The sequence below is a fragment of the Methanosarcina sp. MTP4 genome (genome assembly GCF_000970045.1).
Lineage (GTDB): Archaea > Halobacteriota > Methanosarcinia > Methanosarcinales > Methanosarcinaceae > MTP4.
On sequence record NZ_CP009505.1, the window covers coordinates 3,871,032 to 3,893,508 of the forward strand.

Genomic DNA, 22,477 nt, shown 5'->3' on the forward strand with positions numbered 1-22,477 from the left:
TTTATGAGATAGTCATATTATGAGCCCAAAAAAAGAAGAAGAAGCGCACGTAAGAATATAAGCACGAATAAATGAAAGTGCCTGGAAGCACTTTCTACCAGAAAAGGCTCATTATTCTTGCGCCGCATTTCTATCTGTTTAAAGCTTCTTCTTCCTGAATCCGAGATAGATACCTCCCACTGCTGTAAGCACAAAGAGGATACCGAAGGCATCTGCCCCTGAAAAGGACATACTTCCTTCTCCAGATTCCTCAACGGACTCTTTTGTCATCTCATAGCCCTCAACGTAGCTGGAATCCGCATCCTGAGAATTGGGGCTTGTCGGGGTTTCGAGGGTATCGGTCCCATAACCTGCAACCGCATCACTGGTTAAGGTCTGGTTGCTTCCTTCGGAACTCCTGATTGTGGGGGTAGAGCTACCCTTATTCCCGCTTCCGGATTTATGGGAGTTTTCTGGATTTTGGGTCGGGACAGAGAGACTGCCGGAAACAAATTCGTTCAGCAGGGGGTTCCCGCAGGTATGGTGGCAACATGCTGCCCCATATTCTTCAACGGATTCGGAGTAATCCTGGGCAAGTTGTTGAATTACATCTTCCGATGGTGTCCAGTACCCTTTCCTTATAGCTTCAATCATTCTGCCGGTAATTGATTGGTATGCATATTTATTATTTTCATTGAACCACTCTTTCATTTCTTCACTTGTGTAGATTTCATAGGTCTGCTGCCAGACACTGTCATCAACAAGCTCAGGATCGGACACTTCCCATCCCCAGAGATTATCCACGAATTCTGAGAACATTCTTCCACCAGCATAACCGGATTCTTGCATGCCCTCTACCCATTTGGGGTTCCAGTATCTGGAACGCAGGTTTTTCATTAGATACTCCTGCATTCCCACCATCCTGGCGGCATCGGGATCGCGGGTATCTGAAACATACATTTCGGGAGTCTCTCCTGATACATACCTCGTTGCAAGATTCAACGCACCGAAGTACTGGAAGAAATCGTCATTATCCAGCGTATCGTAGAGATTAGAAGAATCTGAATGAACAGATGCATCCACATTTCTAAGATTTCCGATCAATAGTTCCGAACTCTTGAAGCCCCAGAGAGATTGTCCGTAAACGTATCCCATTTTTTCAAGATACAGTTCGGCAATTGCACTTTCATCATCCCAGGAGTCACTTGAATCAATTGCGTTACCTGTTCCTATTTCATAGGTGCCGTCCATTACGGCAAAGCATCGCATGGTTGAAAGCTGCCCTGCAAGGCTTGAAGCCTCTTCTTCACTCATCCCCTGAGCAATAAACTGGGTATACAATTCATCATATATTGCTGAACTGCTTTCATTCACATAATTTGTGTAATTTCCTGAAGGAGCCTCACTTGCCATCTGGACCGCATAATCGATCATTTTGATCTTGCTCGGGAAAGCATCCCTCATTCCTGCAGTTACATAGACAATATCAATTCTGGGCCTTCCGGGATACTCACCATAGCTTGGACCCAGTTCTTCTTCGGGTATCAACTTAAATTGCTCGTGATCAATCTTCTTGTTGCCATTCCATCCCGGCTCTACACCAAGCAGATAAAGGATTTCAGCCTCAAGAGTTCCATGATCTCTGATGAATTCCACCCCGAAGCGCGAGAAGGAGACCTTTCTCGGATATTCACCATATTTTTCGTAATAGTCCTGAAGCAGTTGTTCAGCAAGATATTTCCCCATCCTCCATGTTGCTTCGGATGGATAGAGATCCGGATCAACTCCATAGAAATTCCTTCCGGTAGGCACTGCTGCCGGGTTCATGACAGGGTCTGTACCTGGACCTGCAGGGATAAATTCTCCAGATAAGGCACCAATCACACGGTCCATCTCAATTGTGGAGGCAAGGAGACGGTCACGGTAGATTAGACCGCGTTCCAGATCTGCAGTAACAGATTCGTTGATTTCACCGTACACCATGAGCTGGGAGTCATTGACACTGGTTTCATTGGTTACAACTTCCCAGACAAGTTGCATTACCTTTGTATCATTGGAAGGAATACCTAACGGATATTCATCTTCCGGATAGAAAGCCAGGGTTACATTCTCATCAAATTTGTTTCCAAGCATAGCCCATACCATGGCAGAAAGCTCATCACGTGTCGGATCTGACATATTGGTCGAAGGAACCTGACCGAGGATATGCATTCCGTAGGGCATGTTTTCACCTTCTACTTCTTCGACATATTCATGGAGTACATTCTTGATGAAATCACCGAACTGAGTTGTGTTGTATGAATACAACTCTGTGACATTAATACCAAGATCGAGATCCAGGTTCAGACCGACCATTTCATCAATGATATCTATCTGGTAAGCCTGCTTGGTCTGCTCACTCATTTCAGGTCCGTAATAAGTCTGCATGAGCTGGGAAAGATTTGCGATTTCACCGTAACTGCCAGATCTTTCAAGAGTTGGGGTAAGGTGGTCAATGATCAGAGCATTTCCACGGTATTCAGCCGTTAACCCCTCTCCCACATTGGCGACGATGTAGGGATATATATTCGGAAGGTCCTGTAGCAAGATGGGAGCCCATTCCGCAGTACGGTTCATCCCGTAGGTTTGTCCAGGAAGCCATTCATGGGTTCCATGAGTACCTAAGTGAATAATTGCATCCGGATTCCATTCCTTATTTAACCAAAGATAGAAACATATGTACTGGTGAGGTGGCGGGACAATAGCACTGTGATAAAGGGTATCATCGTTCTGTAAGAATCCGCGTGCAGGCTGAGGCATGAGCCATACGTTATCAAACTGGACAGCAGGGATCACCAGATATTTTCCACTTTCGTTTTCCCATATCATCAAGGACTTGTTCTCTGGCAGATCTTCATCCCACGGAACACCCCATTCCTCGATAACCTGATCCTGAAGGTCCTGAGGCACTTCCTCCTCAAACCATGTGCGATACTGTTCCATCGGGATGAGCTGCAAGCCCCACTCTTCCCTGTTCTCGACCATTCCGTCAAGAACATCCGGAGCCCACGAACCTGCATTTATACCCTGGGACTGCAGCATTTCCAGAAGCGCTGAATTGTTTTCAGGAATGCTGGAGACCGTATAGTTTGCATCATCCATTTCTTCAAGCAAGAGCCTCATACTTGTTATCGTGTCAAGGTAGCTGGCACCGATGTTATCCTTGCCTGAAGGATAATTGTAGTAAATTACTGCAACTTTCTTATCGCTGTTTTTCTCCAGTTTGAGATTTGCCCACTTGATGGCTCTGTTTGTGATCCAATCGATCTGGCCCTCCATAGGAACGTACTGTGTCCCGACATCTGATTCAACTTTCTGGCCGATCACAATATACTCGAATATACCATCAATATTTGGCATCATGGTCTTGCGGACTACTTGATCATTTGGGATTCCTCTGTTTGCATCTGCAGGATCGGGCTTAGAATTTACTTCTACCACTATTCCCCTAAGTACTGGCACATCAAGATGCGTCAATGAATCAAATCCATAACCTTCATAGATACGAGGATCAATACCTATACCAGTATCGAGGCTGAAGCTTTTTAGGGATATTATAGATTGAACAAGTGGAGTTTCATTTTCACCACAATAGTATCCTTTAATGTCATAGAAGGTATCCGCCCCTACAATTACATTGCAGCCCTTGTCTTCAATATCCTTTATCAAAGAATCGACAATAGCTGCATTACCTTCCATGTAATCCGGCCTATGGAACCACATTCCAATTGTTGGTTTGGATGGGTCATACACGTGATGATCTGAAGAGGAATTTTCATACCAATCCAGATATGTAGAAAGGTTTTCAAAGTATTTATTTTCAGCATCAGGGTGATAGATAAATTCAGAAGGAATAACTTCGCCCTGGTCTGAAAGACACCATCCAGATGTAAGGTCAGGTTTATTGCCATATTCTTTGGCGATGTATGTCAAAAAATTCTCAGCGTTTAGCTGGCCATATGAATCCGTACCCATGTTGCTATAGTAGAGGTAAATAGTATCATTTTCAGTACCATTTGAAACATAATCGAAGAAATCAGGAGTAAGGCCTGAATTTATGTCAAGCAATGAAGAGCCGTTCTCATGAGCAGGGAGGAATGCATTGGTAAAGTTATCATCATACCCTATCATGTCACAAAAGATGACATCCTGCTGTGAAAGGAAACCACTATCTGAAGCTTGCAACAGTTCTTCACTGGGACCACCTGACCCATAAGAGAGTATGAAGCTATAATTGATGAACTCTGCGTAAGGGTTTGTCATGCTTGCAAGTTCAATAGCAGGAGTCGGGGATGTCTGCTGGTCATAGTAAACATAGGTAAAGTTGATTTTTGGCCATTCATCTGTGATTTCAGGATGGTTACCATATTCTCTTGAAAGATACATCAAAAGGTTCTCAGAGCTCTTGATACCTGAAAAAGTATTGACACTCATACCGTTGTAATATGTACAGATGCGGTCTTCATCATCGCCATCAGAAATATAGTCAAAGAATTCTGGAGTTCCTGAAGAGCGTATATCAATTAGCGAAGAGCCGTTCTGATCTGCCATCGAGAAAGTGTTATTTAGATCTTCACTATAGAGCAGCATGTCACAGAAAATAACATCTTGATGGGAAAGAAAAACGTCATTTGAACCGTCTGAAACATCATCGTTTACGTTCAGATAAGTATAATCAATGAATTCTGAATAAGGACATGTCATACTTGCAGCTGCAATTGAAGGATTTTCAGACCAGCCAATGTATGTGATGTTGATCATCGGCCAGCTGTCTGTTATTTCAGGGTGCCCCCCATATTCTCTGGAAAGGTGGATCAGTAAGTTTTCGGCATTCTTTGTACCTTCAAAAGTTTCTGAATCCATATTGTTGAAGTAGCTGCCTATTTTAGCATCAACAGAATCATCTGATGCATAAACAAAGTAATCAGGTGTGTCAGTAGATCTTATGGACAGTAAGGAAGCTCCGTTTTCATATGCAGAGAAAAAACTACTGTTGGTCTCATTAAAAACTGGAGCCCATAACATATCACAGAAAATTACATCCTGGGTTGAGAAAAAACCGCTTTCAGAAGCATTTTGAAGATCATCTCCCCCATATGCGAGAATATAGGTAAAATTGATCTGATCAGAGTATACATTGCTAAAGCTTGCTGACTGAAGTATCTCTGCTGGCTCAGATAAGCCCACATATGTTACATTTATCTGGTTCTCTGATGCCGATACCGCTGGCATTGAAAAAGCCAGCAAAATCAATAGACCTAATATTAATTTTATCAAAAAATCCTTTCGTTTGAGCATTTGTTTTCCTCGAAAATGCCGGAAGCTTTCACAACCCATAAAACAAAGAGAAGTTCCGACAGGGTTTTCCATATTAATTTTTGTATAATTTTAGATATGAAAGGCAGATTGATTTAAGACAAATTTAAAGCCAGCAGCAAGCAGGCACAGCAAGAACCGCCAGGCAGACAGGGCAGGGCATTGAGATGGTGAGGAAGTTATGCCTTGAAATATCCCTTCCGGAGTTCCATTCTTTCTGAGTGTAAATCCCGGCTCCGATGAGAAGCAAAGATACTAAGACATGAATTCCCATGCCCATGGAAGAAATTTTTTCAAAACGATCCATGCTTATGTGGTCTACAACCTTTCCGAAAATCAGGGCCAAAAAGGAATAGCTGCCTCCGACTGCGAGGAGTTCCCGCGTTTTTAGGTTTGAAAAGCCGCAACCGAATCCAGTTTTAAGCCCAAAGAGGAGGATCCCTATTAAAAATCCAATAACAGTCAATACAGCAGAGTCCATATTATCTCTCTGAGAATTTAGAACTTTATTAAATAAAAGCTGGTTTTTGGATAACGGATGTTACCCATTGTGGTAACAACATGCCTATTGAAACCGTTTTTCATTAATGGAAGTTGGCAGCCTTCTATAAGCCGGCACATAAAAGAGAGGGAGATATTAAAAAAATAGCTCTGAAGAGAACCGATCTAAATCAGCTTCAAGAGGCTTAAAACAAATAAGAAGAAGCATACCAATCCATTCAGTTCAAATTAATGGAGATTCTTTATTTCAGAGGATTTCTACAGAGCCAAAAAAAATGGTAATTAAAGAGGGGGAAAAAGAATAATAGCCAGAAAAAAAGAAAAAAAGTACGGCGCATAATATCGCGCCGCTTTTCAGACATCCATATTCAAAACTTCCTTTTCCTGAATCCGAGATAGATTCCTCCAACTGCTGCAAGTACGAACAAAGTGCCCACAATGTCAGCACCTGAGAAAGACATGCCTCCTGACTCTTTTTCGGCAGTTTCCCTTGTCATCTCATAGCCTTCGACGTAATCGGAATCTGCAGCTTGTCGGACTTCAGGAGCAGGTTCGGGAGAATCAACACCATACCCGACATCCGAGTCCTGAACAGTCTGGTTGCTGGCAGTTTCTTCGGTGTTTGTAGAGGTCTGGTTGAGTTTTTCGGCAACACTTGTCTGGTGCCCGTTGCTGCTGTGGCTGCTACCTTCACTGGACTGCGGAAGCTCCCTTTGTGTTGCCTCCTGCATCAGTCTCTCATATTCTTTTGCGGTATCCGGGTCGACAACTCCCGGGACTGACATTACACCCTGTATATACTCATTAAGCAGGGCATTGCCGCAGGTATGGTGGCAGCATGTGACACCGTTTTCGGCCACAGATTCGACATACTCTTTGACCAGGTTCTGCAGCACTTCATCCGAAGCATCCCAGGATTCTTTCCTTATAGTTTCGATCATCCTCGCTGTTACGGATTGGTACTGATATGCATTTTCCTTAAGGAATTCATCCACACCAACATTCTGTGAGTCCAGTATCAGTGTCTCATACATTTTTTCCCAGTCCGAATCCGTTACCAGGTCAGGGGTAGTTGCCTCCCAGCCCCACATGTACTCTACAGCCTTCATCATTTCCCTGGCACCGGCATAATCAAACTCCATCATTCCGTTAAGCCAGTTCGGATTGAGGTATCTGGCTGCCAGCTCCTTACTGAAAGCTTCTCCAAGGGTGATAATCTCAGGATTGGCAACACTTGTAAAGTCGGCAACAAACATCGAAGGAGCTTCACCACTCAGCGTTTTTACGGCAAGCCCGAGTCCGCCGAGATACTGGTAGTAATCATCGTTGTCCATGAGGCCATAGAGGTTAGATGTATCACTGTGAATAGCTGCATCTACTCCCATCAGGTTGAGCTTGAATACATCCTCATAATTATCTCCCCACACATCCGCTCCATAAACATTTGACATCCTGGAAATGAACAGGTCAGCAATCTCGGAGGTGTTGTCCCATGTGTCACTTGCCTCCACAGCTTCCACCACTCCGGTACCATAGGTTCCTGGAGCTTCACTGAAGATTCTGGACCTTGAGATATAATGTGCAACACTTTCATTGTACCCACTTTCCAGCATTGCACTTTCTATTATGAGCGAATTCATCCTGACGTAATTTGTCTCATTCGTCTCATTGAGGTCTGCAACCGTGCGTACCGCAGTGTCCATTAGTTCAAGCTGGTATGGGAAGGTATCACGATAGAGTCCTGAGGGTACCAGTAACACATCAATTCTAGGATGGGTCATATTTTCCTGAGGGATAACTTCAAATCCTGTTATCCTCCCACTGGTCCTTTTAATTTCCACACCCAGAAGCTCGTATATCTGCGCTTCCATAAGTCCTTCATGGCGCATGGTTTCAACAGACCAGAGAACAAAGGCTACTTTGTTAGGATAGGTACCATTTTCCGCATAATATGAATCAAGCCATGTGTTGATAACTGCACGCCCCATGGCTTCCGTTTCTTCGTCCGGGATAGTCCTCTGGTCAAAGCTGTAGAAGTTCTTTCCAGTGGGCAATGCTTCTGGATTGCGGATAGGATCGTTACCGGTTCCCGGTTCAATGTATTCTGCATTGAGAGCCCGCAGTGTCTGGTTTATCTCTCGGGTTGTCAGAGCCAGGTTATTGGCATACACGATTCCCAGTTCAAGGTCTGCTGTTATGTTTTCATTGGTAAAGTTAAGTACCTCAAGCTGGGCACCTGTCACACTGGTTCCTTGCAGCAACGTGGAATTCAAAAGCAACACGGCATCAGAATCGGCTTCATTTTGCCAGTCTTCCTCGGTTCCGTTGACTTTAGGCAATGCATCATAGATATGGTCTGTGAAATCATCACCCAGCATGGATTTGACCATGCAGACAAGTTTCTCATCTTCCGGTGCAACACCGAAGATATGGAGGCCGTAAGGCATGAGTTCCGATTGCAGTTCGTGCAGGTAATCGTGCAGCACACTGTCCAGGAAGCTCTCAAATTCATTATCTGTCATGGCAGACAATTCATCAGTTGAAACCCCGAGATCCTCTCCAAGGGTCAGATTATCATACAGTTGTATCGTACTGTTGCGGTACAGCACCATCATTCCGGTTTCGTTGTCACCCTTTGCATCCTCATAATTGTGGATTTTCTCATGCAATGTTGCAAGGTCACCATAGAGGCCAGCCTCAACGATGGGAGGTGTCAGGTGGTCGATTATGACTGCGTTACCGCGGCGCTTTGCCTGTGTTCCTTCACCTACGTTATCCATGATATAGGGGTATACAACCGGTGTTTCAGCCACCATGATGGATGGATAGTCATATCTCCACAATCCGACTTCATTGCCTGGTAACCATTCCTGTGTACCATGGGTACCGAAATGGATAATGGCATCAGCATCGTATATGCTGTTGATCCAGAAATACGCTGCAAGATACTGGTGTGTCGGAGGTATTGATGAGTTATGGTATGTGAGCGACTCATCGGAAAGTTTTGATCTTGTTGGCTGGGGTATGAAATTGATGTTGCCAAGCTGTATCGTAGGTATTACAAAGTACTTTCCGCTTTCATTTTCATAGGTCATGACATCGCCAGGGGCTTCTCCCCATGTTTCCTCAACTTCTGAGCGGACACTTTCAGGCAGCGTGTTGTACCATTCAAGGTATTCCTCTGAAGGGAGCAGAGTTACATAGCCTGACTCTACGACTTTCTCAAGTTCTCCGGGCGCCCACGTCCCTACGTTTCTGCTTGTTATGAAAAGGTCAATGAACTTGCTGCCGTTTGGAATGCTGTTGTTTCCAAGGTCATATCCGGCTGCCTGCATGTCCTCTAACAGGAGAGTGAAGCTTGAACTGATATCAAGGTAGCTGGCGCCGATGTTGTTCTTACCACCTTCATGGTTATAGTAAATGATGGTGATTTTCTTGGCAGCATTATCCATTTCTCCAAGTTCTGCCCATGCAATTGCCCTGTCGCATATCCATTCGACCTGGTACGTGAGAGGTTCATAGTAATACGTTCCTTCATCGTTTTGAGTCCTTCCTGCTATCCATATGTAATCGGTTAGTCCATCTATTTCCGGTTGTGTGACCTGGGAAGGAATGGAAGTGGAACTGAGCCCATTTACATTTTCAAGGTACTTTTCGGGATATTGGTAATAATCGGTTACAGCTTTTAAGACGGGAACGTTGTATGTTTTCTGCAGGTATTCTACTGCTTTTTCATGGTCGTTATAGTTGAGATAGAAACCTTTCACTGAAACGATCGAATCGACAAGTACTTCTCCGTCTCTGGTGAAATAGTCCAGATTTCCATCACAAACATCATCTGTTGTGAGGATTACATTGCACCCCTTTGATTCAAGTTCTCTGATGAGTGCATCCTCAGCCGTGAATGAAATTGTCGTCTGACCAAAATCGTTACTGATAATACCTATTGTTGGAGCAGAGGAATTATATCCGTTTTCGGCATACCATTCAAGATACTCCGTACTGTTCCCAAAGATCCTGGGGAAGGCATCCGGATGGTATATACCATTCTTCGAAACGTCAGGGGCCTGTGCAGGAGCATATTCTATGTAGACATCCTCCAGCATTGCGCCAGTGCAACGGATCCAGTTCTCCATATTCGTATACCCGCTGTTTGTGCGGTAATCTTTCAACACATCATATGGCGGTACTTCCATGTCGAACGTTGCTATCCCGTACACATCTGCCAGCATTCCGAACATCCCTATCTGTGCACCGTTGTACTGTGCTTCAAGAAGTTTGTCCTTCAGTTCAGGAAGTTCGTTAGCTCCCACCATGTAAAGTATTATTACATCATCGTTTGATACGTCAATGTCGTTGTTTATGGCCTCTGTGCCGGTCATGACTCTGACATTGAACCTGTCTGTGATCACTTTTCTTTCATCAAGGACCTCCTTCATGAAAGAAATCTCAACATCGGAATTAAGGATGTAAGTCACATTCACCTTTGGCAGAACTATTTCAGGTTCATCGATCAGTTCATCCTGCCAGATTTGTGCAAACTTCTGCCCCATTAATTTGAGCATGTTTTTCATGTTTGTCTCGCCGCCCTGTATCCAGTATCTTTCGATATCCTTGTATTCGTCCGAATACAGGTCAACGTTTGGCAGAGTGATATTGGAGGAAAGGTTGTACCCTATGACCATTGAACCGTGTGTCCTGGCAAGATTTATGCTATCTGTCGAGTTATTTACCGCATTTTCACTCTGGGAATCTATGAAAATCATAGAATAGTTGGAGAAATCAAAGCCTTCCGGTACAGGAGTATCCTTTGTGAAAACCGTTATGTTGAGTTCTTCCGAGATATTGCCGTCCAGAACCGCATTATTCAGAGCCTCTTCATTGAATTCCGTCCCCAGGACAAACAGGAATTCGTTGTAGTTTACAATCGTATTGTCCCAATCACCGGTTATCTCGGTATGATTCCCGTACTCTTTTGCCAGGTAAATCAGCAAGTTTTCTGCGTTTTTGAGTCCTAACCCCACTGTGCTCATGTTGTTGTAATAGTTGCATATCGGATCAGCAGTGGAGCCATTTGAGGAATAATCGAAATAAAAAGGTGCACTGTCTGAGTTTATGCTAAGCAATGAGGTCCCATTACCATGGGCAGATTCCAGGCTTTCATTTATCCCGTTAAAGACCGTATCGCCAACCCTGTCAAAGAATATGACATCCTGAGTTTCCAAAAATCCACTATCGACAGCTGCCAGCAATTCATCACTTGCATAATATGTATCCTTAAATGCCGGAATGTAAGTGTATTCAATAAATCCGCTATACGGATTTGTCTGGCTCGCCAGCTCCAGAGCCTCACCCGGCTGCCATGCTACATACGTAATATTAATTTTGTTTTCATCTGCCAATACGGGTGCTGAAAGCACCAGAAGAATCAACAAAAATAAAAATGGTTTTACCAAAAAATCCGTTCTTTTGAGCATTTGCTTTCCTCGAAAATGCCGGAACCTCTCACTAACCCCATAAAATAAAGAGAAGTTCCGGCAGGGGTTTATAGATACAAATTTTTATTCAATGTGAATAATCAAAGAAACTTGTTTTAAGACAAATTTACTTGCATTGAATTTAGAAAAAAAAATTAATCTGAGGGAGAGGTCTCGTTGCCTCCGGCCTCTTCCTCACTTTCAGGCACGTAAATTACCCTGCCGTCAGCCAGTTTATAAGCCGTACCGAGAGCTTCTCCTGTCCCTCCCCCGATGTTGTCGGTCATGTTCAGGACTTCTATGGGTTTCCCCTCTTCCTTGATAATGATCTTCATATCCTGCTGCCCCGGATTTTTCACAATAGTGATATCTTCGTTGGGGTTCAGGAGTTCAGGGAGCTGGTAGGACATCACCAGGGCGACCAGCAGGGCAACCGAGAAGACCATAGCCACGTCGAAAAGGTTGGCAACCCCGGTAAGGGGGTTCTGGTCATCAGGGTCAGCGAGGAGACCTGTACGGTGGTAGCGTCTCGATTTTGATCTTTTCATCCTTAATCTCCTGTTTTTTCTTCGATTGTGTCAAGGATGTAATCGATATCTGACATATCTTCCCAGTACCAGCGCCTCCTGATCTGGGTCAGGACGTAGCCGATGATTCCGGCAAAGAGCCCCACAACCGTAGTGGCAAAGGCGATCATGAGGTTGTTTGCAAGCGTGGCAATGTCTCCGCTTGAAAGCCCTATCAGAGCGGGGCCGAGAGGGATAAGGGTCCCCATAAGCCCGAGCATGGGGGAAATCGTTGCAACGATCTTTGTTTGCTCAAGGCGCTTGGCCATTTTGATTTCATAGTCCTCGGAAAGCCTTTCGATCGCCGGGAAGTTCATGTCGTTCAGGTACTTCGAAGCTTCTCTCGAAAAAGCACTTACCATGTAGTTCTGCTTTATGTTTCCCAGAACTCTGGCAGCCTCCGAAAAGTTTGAATTCAGGCAGGATTCCCTTAAACCCTTGCACTGAACTTCCAGATTGTCCCTGTCCCTGTGCCGCTTTGCGTACTCGGAGAGAAATTCCCCGATAAGGATCAGGGAAAAAAGCACCAGAAACAGAAGGATCAAGATTACCGGATAGAGCAGAGCCGAGGAGAAGGTATACATTATCTCGAAGATGGGGCCTGCACTCATTGTTCAGACCTCACATGCCCGAGGAAAAACCCTCCCAGAATGATGAGTCCCAGTATCAATAGGGGAACCACTCCTGAACTGCCTCCGTCCAGGGTAGCCAGGTGCATCTGTTTAGTTTTCATGTAGGCAGGGATCAGCAAAGCCCCCAGAAGGTAATAGATTCCGAGGAGCATCATAACGGTTCCCAGGGTCTCGGGAGTCTTGCCCATTTTCCTGAAAATGAGGGAAGAGCCTACAACCGAGATGAAAAAAGCAGTTCCTACAAGAAGTCCGATCTTCAACCCGCCTATGTCAAGGGTGGAAGCCAGCAGCAAGCAGGATACCGCAAGAGCCGTCAGGCAGACAGGGCAGGGCATTGAGATGGCGAGGAAGGTATGCCTTGAAACATCCTTTCCCGAGTTCCACTTTTTCTGGGTGTAAATCCCGGCTCCAATGAGAAACAGGGAAACGATCACGTGAATCCCCATGCCCATCGATGAAATTTTTTCAAAACTATCCATGCTTATGTTATCCACAATACTTCCAAAGAGCAGGGCCAAAAAGAAATAACTGCTTCCGACTGCGAGGATTTCTCGCGTTTTTAGGTTTGAAAAGCCACAACCTAATCCAGTTTTAAGCCCGAAGATGAGGATACCTATTAAAATCCCAATAACAGTCAATACAGCAGAGTCCATAGTATCTCTCTGTGCATTTAGAATTGAGTTAAATAAAAACTGGTTTTTGGGTAACGATTATTACCCAGAAGGCTAACAAGCCCGAAGCTGAGATCGTTTTTTAGAGAAGGAGAAGTTTAGGAAGAACTATGGACCTGAACTTAAGAACTAAAAAATTAAAAAAATAACATCAGAAAATAGTAAAGGATTATTATAATCAGCGATTAAAAAAATAATCGGAAGAGGGAATAAGAAATATTGACGGATTGTTAATATTAATTATGCCCTAATTAACTCTGTTAACATTTGAGATTTGATTTGGGATTGTGGAATGGAGAAAATAAAATTCAAGTAAATTTGAGTAAATGCAATTAGAAAAAAGTAGCTAAAAGAGGGCATATAATATATTACTTGTATTTATGAATAGCAATAATTATAAGTAATGGAGTTTGTATAGGAACACATTATGGTAGTAAATGTTATGAAGAATTCAGGAATAAACGGAGGGGGAGAGAAACTATTCAAAGCAATATCAAGCGATACCCGCCTCTCCATTCTTGAACTCCTGAGCGGAGAGGACACTCACATCTCAGGTATTGCCAGGGAACTGGGGATCTCCGTACCCGTAGCTGCCAAACACATAAAGATCCTGGAGGAAGCCGAACTGGTTGAGAGAAAAAAGTTAGGGAACCTCCATATGATAGCAATCAAAATCAGCAACGTATATTCATTTCTGGACCACTTTGCAGAAAACCGGGACGTAGAAGTTGAAGAAGGCACAACCCTCCTTGAAGCCCTGAAAAGTGTTGCCGCCGTGGAGGTCACACAGATGGGAAACAGGATAAAAGTAGTTTCCACGGACGGAGAGGAAGGCTTTTACATTTATGAAGTTGACGGGAAATTCTCGGACAAAACAGTGGATGAATATACTTTTGAAGAAGACGCAGTCGTGGAGTGGAAAAAACTTATTCCGGTCACGAAAAAGAGACTGTTTGTGAACATCAGGAGATGAGAAGGGTATTCAGGAACCTTTTCCAAAGCTTTTCTGTAGTTCTTAACCTTTTTCCTTTGGCTTTTCAGGCTGATTCCTGCAACTCTTTATCCAAATTCATTATCCAAATTTCCACGGCTTTCAACTATAGTCAAGGACTCAAATTCCTTCACCAATCTCAAGTGAAAGTTTAACCACAGAAAGCACGGAAAACACGGAATAAAGGAAATTGGGGAACAATCTTTCCGTGCTTTCTGTGTCTTCTGTGGTTATAATGTAAGTGTAAATATTTACGTTCGGGACTATAATTCAGATGACTATTAGCCGAATTAAAATGGTCTTTAGCCCAATTCCTTCGACTTTTCAGTCCGATTTTTTGAGCTTTGCCAGGACGCCGAGATGGTCTTCATGATAGGGTTTCAGGTCCCTGGCAGTAAGGATTTCAAACTTTGGTTCGAATGCCTGCTCCAGTTTTTTGATTTCGTCCCTGAAAACCTGTTTCGGGTTTGCCGCAGTGTCAATGCTCCGGGCTTTGATGGCTAACAGGAGATACCCGTCACTTTTCAAATAGCGGGCTGCATTCCTCGCAGCGATTTCGGCCTGGTTAGGCTGGGCAACGTCCTGGAAGACCACGTCCACCGGTTCGACCAGGTGGGCATAGATATTGGGTTTTCCAGCGTCTGCAAGGATCGGGTGCAGGTTACTACGGCGGGCTACAAGGCTTATCAGGTCCCGCATGCTCCGGGGGGAAAACTCAACGGCATAAACTGCCCCTCCGGGTACAATATCCGAGACATGGCTAACCGTTGTGCCGGAAGCAGCCCCAAGATAGAGGACTTTTGAATCCTGCCTGAGAGGAATTCTGAACTTTTTGAGTACCATTGCCCCAAGCTTGCTCCGGCGCGGGTCCCAGGTCCTGTACTCCGAGCCTTCGATAGAGAGTAGTCTTTCCCCGTAGACAGTCATACCCGGGACCAGGTTTTTCGTGGCGAGATACTTTTTGCCCTTCGTAATTTCAAAAATTCCTTCGGAAAGAGTCTTTACTTCGGGCATTTACTGCCTCCTTTTCTTTTTTCCTTTTGGCTTTAACCCGCTTTCCGGCTTTTTCCGGGGAGGTTCGGGATTCAGAAGCCGGATCTGCTGCACCTTTGCGTCCAGTTTTTCTGCAAGGGAGGGGACTTTTTCCCCGGAGTAAAGGTCCGTTCTCGCAGCCAGGGAAAGCTTTGCAGCAACGGCTCTTGCGATTTTCCCCCGCTGCCACCAGGGAGAGGTATTGATCAGGGGGTGGCTGAAAATTATCCCGTGTTTCGGGGAGGGAGCCCTGGACCTGAGGTGCTTAAAAAGGGCTTTGTTAGCCCCTATTACCTGGATCGTACTGGAGGGAAAAGCGGCAAGTTTTTCCAGGCTGCCTGCGATGCTGATAAGCCTTGCCCCAAGCATGGGACCTGCAAGCAGGCTAAGGTTTGGAGCTGTGTTTTCCATACTGGATTCTATATATGCCTCGATCTGCTTCCGCCGGTCGTAGAGGCTGCAGACGCTTGTGGCAAATCCTTTGAGAAGTTCCTCATCAAAGGCTTCGAGTTCCGCACCCATGGAATCCGCGGCTTTTGCGTAAAGAGGATCTTCAGGGGCAACATTTTTCCTGGAACCGTATTTTGCGACAAACCGGGCCAGGGTTTCCCCACTCAAACCGCTTTCCGGGAAATAACCCCCGTACCACTCGGAAAGCCTTTCCGAAAGGACGTTTACAGTCTCATTTACATCATCCAGGGCTTCCACTGCAAGGATTATGCGCTGGTCAGGCGTTAAAGCCCCCGAGATCTGCAGCTTTGCAGCATCCAGGGTTACTTCGTGTAAGAGGGAATCATACTCTTCCGGAGATCCGACAAACCCACAGGCAAGAGCAGCGGAGCGGAGGTCAAAACCTGCAGGAGGAATACCTTTTCCCGCTTCCCTCAGGGAAAGGGAACGAAGCGCAAGCTCCCTGACATTTTTTGAAAAAGGATCTGATGCAAGGACTTTCCCGTCCTCGCCCAGATCAAGCGTCCCGAACCAGGCCTCAAGTTTCAAAAAAGCCCTCCGGAGATCTCCGCACCCCTGTTCCTCGCTTTCGTGAGCAGAGCTTCTCCCCCGATGGACTCGTCAAGCATCTGCTGGACTTCCTTTCGGAGCTTTTCACCTTCACTCATGCTCCCTGCAATCCCGTAGACCACAGGCCCGAAGGAGCTGACTCCGGAGCCGCTTGCTCCGTTATCCCGCATGAACTGTACGACATCGAGCACCGGCCGGGGCTGGATTTCGACCTCCCGCTTTTTGAAGCCGACAGTCTGGAGGTGATTGACCGCAGCTCCAAAGCTTTCCAGGTCTTCTTCCACGAGCGCGGGAAGCATCTGCATGAGAATCACATGAGCAACTTCCTGGACTTCAGCCAGGGGAATGGGGCAGACCTTTTTGAAAATATCAACCTCTTCCGCATCATGGGCCCCTTTGGTGTCCGCTATTGCAAGGATGATAGGCCAGTCCGGGAAATCCTCCCTGAAAAGTACAGGCCCCGGGGGCACATGGCTGGCGGCTGAAGGGGAAAAAGCACCCTTGTCCTTGAATTTGTGCCCTCCGTCCAGGAGAAATCCCCCATTTTCAAAGGCAGCAACCCCTATACCGGAAGTTCCCCCTCTCCCTACGGCAACCGCAAGTTCCCTGACAGATTTACCAAGCCCATAAACTTCATTTACAGCTGCGGCAGCCGAAATTGCGGCCTGGGTCCCGGAACCCAGCCCTACATGATCAGGGATGTCCCTTTCGATATTGATCCTGATCCCCCGGTCCTCGGGAAGTAAGGACTTCGCCGCTTTTCGCACCCTCCCTGCGAGAACGGAATCACCAAGGACCTCCACAGTCTCAGCTTCAACTGCGGAAAGTTCCATGCCCGGGGATTCAAGTGTGATTCCCACCCCTCCATCAACCCTGCCAATCTCCGCATTCAGGTCAATAAGGGTCAGATGAAGTCTGGATGGAGACACTATTCTAATCATATCCATCTGTATCCTCGTTACATATTCATAAAGCTTAGGGCTAACCCCTTCGATCGCTTCTGAAAAAGATAGAACAGGCAAACCTTTTCGGCTTAGTCCGGCAGGAGCTTTCAGAAGCAGAGCAAGTTGCCAGGAACTGACTCAACAAGAGATGTCCGCATCTTTAGATGATATCCGCACCTTTATTCCTGGCTTTCGTCAAAAGTGCAGTTCCACCTACCGACTCATCGAGCATCCTCTGGACCTCGTTCCTGACCTGAGCCGCTTCCCTGGAGTTGTCAACCAGGCCGTAGACAAGAGGCCCGAAGGAACTCATGCCTGCCCCGTAACAGCCGTTCTCCCGCATGAAAGCCATAGTATCCTGCGCGATCGGCTGGAGGTCAACCTCTCGCTTTTTGAAGCCCACGGTCTGGACGTGATTGACCGCAGCCCCGAAACTCTCGGGATCCCCTTCAAGGAGGGCGGGCAGCATCTGCATAAGGATCACGTGAGAAACCTCCCTTACCTCGGAAAGCGGGATCGGGCAAGTCGTATTGAAGACATTGATCTCCTTATCGTCATGGACCCCCTGGCCGTCGGGGACTGCAACAACAATCGGCCAGTCAGGAAACTCGTACCTGGAGAGCAAAAGACCCGGGGGCACCCCCTTCACATCGTGTGAGAAGGTTTTCTTATCCCCGAACCTGTGCCCGCCGTCCAGCAGGAAGCCGCCCCTTTCAAAAGCTGCGACACCGATCCCCGAGGTGGTCCCCCGGTTTGCGGCAATGGCAATTTCAGTTACGGATTTTCCAAGACCGTAAAGTTCGTTTACGGCCTTTCCCGCGGAAAGCGCTGCCTGGGTACCCGAACCAAACCCTACATGGTCAGGATAATCTGCTTCGACCCGGATGCGTATACCTTCTCCCTCGGGGAGCAGGGCAAGGGCTGAACTTCGGATTTTTCCCGTAAGACCGGAATTCCCGAGCACCTCAACGGAATCCGCTTTTTCTGCGGAAAGCTTGAGAACGGGAGAATCGAGGGTAATCCCCACCCCTCCATCAACCCTACCAATCTCCGCATTGAGGTCAATAAGGGTTAAATGAAGCCTGGATGGAGACACTATTCTAATCTTATCCATCTGTATCCTCGTTTACACATTCATAATTATAAAGCCTGGGAATGAGCTTTCAGTTTACCCTGAAGCCATTCTTTAATAATCGAATATGTAAAACATAAAGTTTTCCGGTTTAATATAAATTTAAAAAATGAGAAAATAATGGAATATATTTTTATACTGATTTTTGTATTCCCCCGGAAATCCAGGACCGGATCCATGAATACAGGATTGATATAAACGTTGCACTGCCTGCACCTCCCATGAAGCCCCCCTACAAGGGAGTGAGCAACGCCGCAGAGCATCCCCGTGTCTGCAGGGTCGGGCAGGCCGAAGGTAAAATCAGCATCAAGATGTTTGATCTTCAAGGCATTCAATGTATCGAAAAAAAGCCGGAACAAAGGTTCACTAAGGCAACGGAATGCCCTTAAAATATAAGAGTATTCCTTTTTCCAAAACTTTTTAGATTCTTTAGTCTCCTCTATTTCCTTTTCAATTTTTTCTTTTATTTCTTTTTTTTCTTTTCCTTTCCCTTTTTCTTTTTCAATCCCCTCTACTTTCTTCTCTGCCACCCCACCTTTTTCGGCCCAAATTTTTTCTTCTTTTTCCTTTTCAATTCCTTTAATTTTCCTTTTTTCAATTTCTTTCTCTTTTTCCCTCTCTATTTCCTTCCGTATTTCAATTTCTGTTTCATCCTTGAGTTCACATTTTTTGCCCTTTTCTGACCTATCGTCAGATTCCTTTTTTTCCGGCCTCTCAATAGAAATCTTACGTGAGAGGAAAAGCCACCTTACGGCAAAACTGCCCTTGAGTAAACTTTCTTTTTCCCTGCGCCGGGCTTCCGCATCCATAGTAAACTCTATCGGCGTGATAAGCACGAGTAAAACTAAAAGAAGTAATATGGAAATAGCGTATACAGCCAGCATATTCAATAGCTTCGATAAACAACGGAAACTCCGGGCTACCTTCCCGGTTTCAAAATCCTTTTCGGTTCAGTCCCGAACCCGGAACTTATTTTTCAACAAAACCGGGCTTCAGAGGAGTTTATCAGCAGCATTATTCCTCTTCTTCCCCACTTACCATAATCCCTTCCGACTCCTCTTTTTCCGGGCTTTCTCCAGCCCCCTCTTTCTCGCCTTTTTTACCTTTGTGCCGGACAGCTTTAAGTTTTTCCATGATTTCGGGAACGATTTCAGGGACGGCTTCAAGAAATTTCCCAACATCACTCTTCTCCGAAACCCTGAATATCCGGGTATCCTCCTTTGAGACCACAATAAAGGCTATAGGCTCGATTTTTGCACCTGCCCCACCGCCTCCTCCGTACCCGGATTCTTTTTCCCTTTTACCTTCCCCGCCTCCGGCTCCGAACCCCATCGAAATTTTCGAAATAGGAATGATGGTCTTGTCTGCTGCAGTAATAGGATCTCCTACAACAGTTTTAGTGCTTGCCATACGTTCAAGTTCCCCTGCTACTTCTTTAATGGTTTCTTCTACTCCCATGGTTTATTCCCTCCAGAAATGGTATGCTTATGAAAAGCTTTTACTTATGTTTCGGATTATATCTTTGGTTCTCAAACCCTAATAAACCTTCCATCGATGAAGAAGTGCCCTAAAAACCTTCTATAGAAAAAAGATTGCCCAGGAGATATTTCATCAAAAAAAGGTTACCTGAGAGATCCTTTACCAAAAAAATCCCGAGAGACCTTTCACCAAAAAAGATTCTCTAATACATTTCATCAAAAAAGATCCCCCTGTATTTTCCAATAAACAGGTCTGGACCATATCGAAAGCAGGGCGGGGATATTTTAAGCTGCAACCCCGAACCCGGACATTACAATTTTTCCGCCAGGCTGCCCGGGATAAAACTGCCCGGAGTTGAGGACCTAGCCTCCTTTTTTTCGGCATCGCCAGTTTTGATGTTTGAGAAAAAATCTTCAAGGACAGGGCCAACTTCAGCAGGGGCAACATCAAGAAATTCCCGGCTTTCTTCCGGCGGGAAGTACTTGAAGACTGTAAATTTACCCAGTTTTTTCTGCAAAGACCCCTGGTACCTGGCGTCAAGCAAAATCCTGACCCCGAAATCCCGGGGGGAGCGAACGACCCTACCCATAGCCTGTCTCACCTTCCGGATAGTGGGCACCTGGACCGCAAATTCCCAGCCTTCCCCACAGCCAAAGACCGTGTCATAGGCAGATTCAACCGCCTTGATCCTGTCATTCAGCGCAGGGTAGCCGACTCCGACCACGATCACGGTCCTTCCCCTGTTATCCCTGAAATCCACGCCTTCACTCAGAGTGCCCCAGAGGTATGTGATGAGTACGGATTTCTCGCCCCTTTCCCCGGCTCTGAAAAAGTCTTGCCTGACCTGCTGGGCCGAGACTCCTACTTCGTCCAGGAAAAGGGAGACCGAAAGTTCCGGTTCAAGCAGTTTGGAATAGCGCAGAGCTTCGGAGTAACTCTGGAAATAGATTACAACGTTCCCCGGAGATGCGGAAACAGCCGCAAGCAGAGCCTCTTTTATGCTGTCCAGGGTTTCCGGCATGTCCCGGTTCTTTGCAAAGAGAGGGGGGACCGAGACTGCCAGGCTCAACCTTCTTTCCTGAGGGAAGGTTGTCCCGTAGGTTATTTCCTCCACCTCCCTGGAAATGCCCAGAGTGGCCCTGACCATCTCAAAAGGCCTCAGGGTAGCCGACATTAGCACGCCTGCGAAAATAGAGTCCAGCAGGGGCTGGGTCACATTTTTGGGGATACAGGTAAAAAGCTCGATCCGCCCGTAGACCCTGTCGCTCTTCCAGTCCTTACGCACATTCAGGATGGGGTAGTAGTTCTGCCTGTCGGAAAGCACAAGGTAGGAAGAAAGGAAGTCCGCAACATAGCGAATCTGGGAACGTTTCGGGACGGCAAGAAGCCCATTTTTATAGTTCTCGGCATAGATTTCCTCCAGCCGGCCCCCGAACTCCCCAATATCCCGGAGCCGGGTAAGCACGCTTTCTTCGTCCGTAAAGCCTTCCTTTTTCGCTTCGCGCAAGAAACGAGCTTTCAGCACGTCAAAGCGCTCGTAAGGGTCGCTGATCTGGATGTCCTGCCAGTGTTTTCCCAGCCTGTTTCGCTCCCCGAACTTCAGTTTCGAGTCGTAGGTATCCTTCACGGCCTGCAATAGACAGGAAAAAAGCCTTTTTGCGTGTATCCGGTTCGCATAGTCCCCATCTAGCGGGATACCGTTTCCGCCTCCGAATCCTCCAGCTCCTGTTCCTGCTCCTCCGAACCCTGATGAGTTGTCAGGTTCCGGGACTTCCCCTACTTCCGAGAGGGCTTTTTCGATAGAAAGTTCCGCGAGTGTGATAGAAGAATGGGAACGGGCCGAAGCTTCGACATTGTGCGCCTCGTCAAAAATCAGGATGACATCTTCAGAGTCCTTCTCGAGCCATTTCAGGAGGGTCATGAAAATATCAGGGTTCAGGACGTGGTGGAAGTTACATATCAGGAGTTCGGCATTTTTCAGTTCCTTTTTGAGGAGCTCGTACCCGCACATGTCCCGGTCTGCCGCATACTCCATGACATCTTCCGGGCTCCGGACATCCGAAAAGAGCCAGGACGAAAACTCGCTTCCCTCAAACCTCAGGACCTCGTAGAGCTTCTGACAGGAATTGTTCCGGAGGCCCCGGGACTTATTCCGGGCTTCCTCAAGTTCCTTTTCAAGCTCGTTTCTGAGAGCATAGAGGGAAGGGTCTTTTGTCTTTTTGTACTTCTCAAAAGCGTCCTTGAGTTCCTTTTCTTTTGAGGTAACTTCCCTTTCGAATTCCAGGAGGTCATAGGTGTTTTCCCCTTTAAGCTTGCACTCCTCATAATCGAGCTTCTCGGGGCACATCGCCGTCTTTCCTTTGAAGACGATGGTCTTGATGCTGTTGTCCCGGTTGATCTCCCTTGCCTCATTGATGAACTGGACCATCTGCTGGTGGACATTGGTAACTATGATCACGATTTTGTTGAGCTTCCTTCCCACATGCAGCGCCGGAGCCAGGGCACTAAGGGTCTTTCCCGTGCCGCAGGCCCCTTCAAAGAGCACGATTTTTTGCTCCAGGAGGGCGGCATGGATTTTGTCCATGGCTTCTGCCTGGTTAGGGTAGCAGCTCTGTTTTGTAAAATACCGCATGTATCCGTTCTTCTGCATCATGAGGAGTTCCCCGGGACCCGGCAGGTCCGTAACATTCTCTGCCTG

At 46.3% G+C, this 22,477-nt stretch carries 14 protein-coding genes; 1 reads left to right on the forward strand and 13 read right to left on the reverse strand.

From position 1 onward, the window contains the following. Window positions 1-138 precede the first annotated feature (138 nt). From MSMTP_RS16235 to MSMTP_RS16260, 6 genes are all read right to left on the reverse strand, one after another. Complete coding sequence (locus MSMTP_RS16235) at window positions 139-5,316, reverse strand: cobaltochelatase subunit CobN (protein WP_048181612.1); 5,178 nt, start codon at window positions 5,314-5,316, stop codon at window positions 139-141. 124 nt (window positions 5,317-5,440) lie between these two features. Further along, the gene (locus MSMTP_RS16240) at window positions 5,441-5,815 is read right to left on the reverse strand and encodes a DUF2162 family putative transporter (RefSeq protein ID WP_231582830.1); all 375 of its coding nucleotides are present in this window, start codon (window positions 5,813-5,815) and stop codon (window positions 5,441-5,443) included. Between the two features lie 388 nt (window positions 5,816-6,203). Then, entirely contained in the window at window positions 6,204-11,237 is a 5,034-nt protein-coding gene (locus MSMTP_RS16245) for a cobaltochelatase subunit CobN (RefSeq protein WP_369799606.1), read from the reverse strand. A gap of 230 nt (window positions 11,238-11,467) precedes the next feature. After that, the gene (locus MSMTP_RS16250; protein ID WP_048181620.1) at window positions 11,468-11,860 is read right to left on the reverse strand and encodes a DUF2149 domain-containing protein; all 393 of its coding nucleotides are present in this window, start codon (window positions 11,858-11,860) and stop codon (window positions 11,468-11,470) included. A 2-nt stretch (window positions 11,861-11,862) separates the two neighbouring features. Beyond that, window positions 11,863-12,489: a MotA/TolQ/ExbB proton channel family protein gene (locus tag MSMTP_RS16255; protein WP_048181623.1), complete on the reverse strand. Its 627-nt coding sequence runs from the start codon at window positions 12,487-12,489 to the stop codon at window positions 11,863-11,865. Then, window positions 12,486-13,163 (reverse strand): DUF2162 domain-containing protein, encoded by a 678-nt coding sequence (locus MSMTP_RS16260; protein ID WP_048181626.1) that lies wholly within the window; start codon window positions 13,161-13,163, stop codon window positions 12,486-12,488. Before MSMTP_RS16260 ends, MSMTP_RS16255 begins: the two co-directional genes overlap by 4 nt. A gap of 445 nt (window positions 13,164-13,608) precedes the next feature. Here MSMTP_RS16260 and MSMTP_RS16265 point away from each other — a divergent pair, with 445 nt between their 5' ends. Further along, window positions 13,609-14,154, forward strand: a complete 546-nt coding sequence (locus MSMTP_RS16265) for an ArsR family transcriptional regulator (protein ID WP_048181629.1) — start codon at window positions 13,609-13,611, stop codon at window positions 14,152-14,154. A 342-nt stretch (window positions 14,155-14,496) separates the two neighbouring features. Here MSMTP_RS16265 and MSMTP_RS16270 read toward each other — a convergent pair whose 3' ends face one another. From MSMTP_RS16270 to MSMTP_RS16300, 7 genes are all read right to left on the reverse strand, one after another. After that, window positions 14,497-15,186, reverse strand: a complete 690-nt coding sequence (locus MSMTP_RS16270; RefSeq protein ID WP_048181632.1) for a fibrillarin-like rRNA/tRNA 2'-O-methyltransferase — start codon at window positions 15,184-15,186, stop codon at window positions 14,497-14,499. After that, on the reverse strand, window positions 15,187-16,203 hold the full coding sequence (locus MSMTP_RS16275; RefSeq protein ID WP_048181635.1) for an NOP5/NOP56 family protein: 1,017 nt from the start codon (window positions 16,201-16,203) through the stop codon (window positions 15,187-15,189). Continuing rightward, entirely contained in the window at window positions 16,200-17,165 is a 966-nt protein-coding gene (locus MSMTP_RS16280) for a beta-ribofuranosylaminobenzene 5'-phosphate synthase (RefSeq protein WP_048183860.1), read from the reverse strand. The genes MSMTP_RS16275 and MSMTP_RS16280 overlap by 4 nt, the downstream gene beginning before the upstream one ends. Window positions 17,166-17,328: 163 nt before the next feature. Beyond that, window positions 17,329-18,282, reverse strand: a complete 954-nt coding sequence (locus tag MSMTP_RS16285) for a beta-ribofuranosylaminobenzene 5'-phosphate synthase (RefSeq protein ID WP_048181638.1) — start codon at window positions 18,280-18,282, stop codon at window positions 17,329-17,331. A 26-nt stretch (window positions 18,283-18,308) separates the two neighbouring features. After that, window positions 18,309-19,109 carry a DUF2953 domain-containing protein gene (locus MSMTP_RS16290; protein ID WP_052718439.1) on the reverse strand — a complete coding sequence of 267 codons (801 nt, stop codon included), beginning with the start codon at window positions 19,107-19,109 and terminating at the stop codon, window positions 18,309-18,311. A gap of 205 nt (window positions 19,110-19,314) precedes the next feature. Then, window positions 19,315-19,758: a GerW family sporulation protein gene (locus MSMTP_RS16295; RefSeq protein ID WP_048181643.1), complete on the reverse strand. Its 444-nt coding sequence runs from the start codon at window positions 19,756-19,758 to the stop codon at window positions 19,315-19,317. A 331-nt stretch (window positions 19,759-20,089) separates the two neighbouring features. Beyond that, a complete protein-coding gene (locus MSMTP_RS16300) occupies window positions 20,090-22,432 on the reverse strand; it encodes an ATP-dependent DNA helicase (protein WP_048181646.1) in 2,343 nt (780 codons plus the stop codon). Window positions 22,433-22,477: the final 45 nt, after the last annotated feature.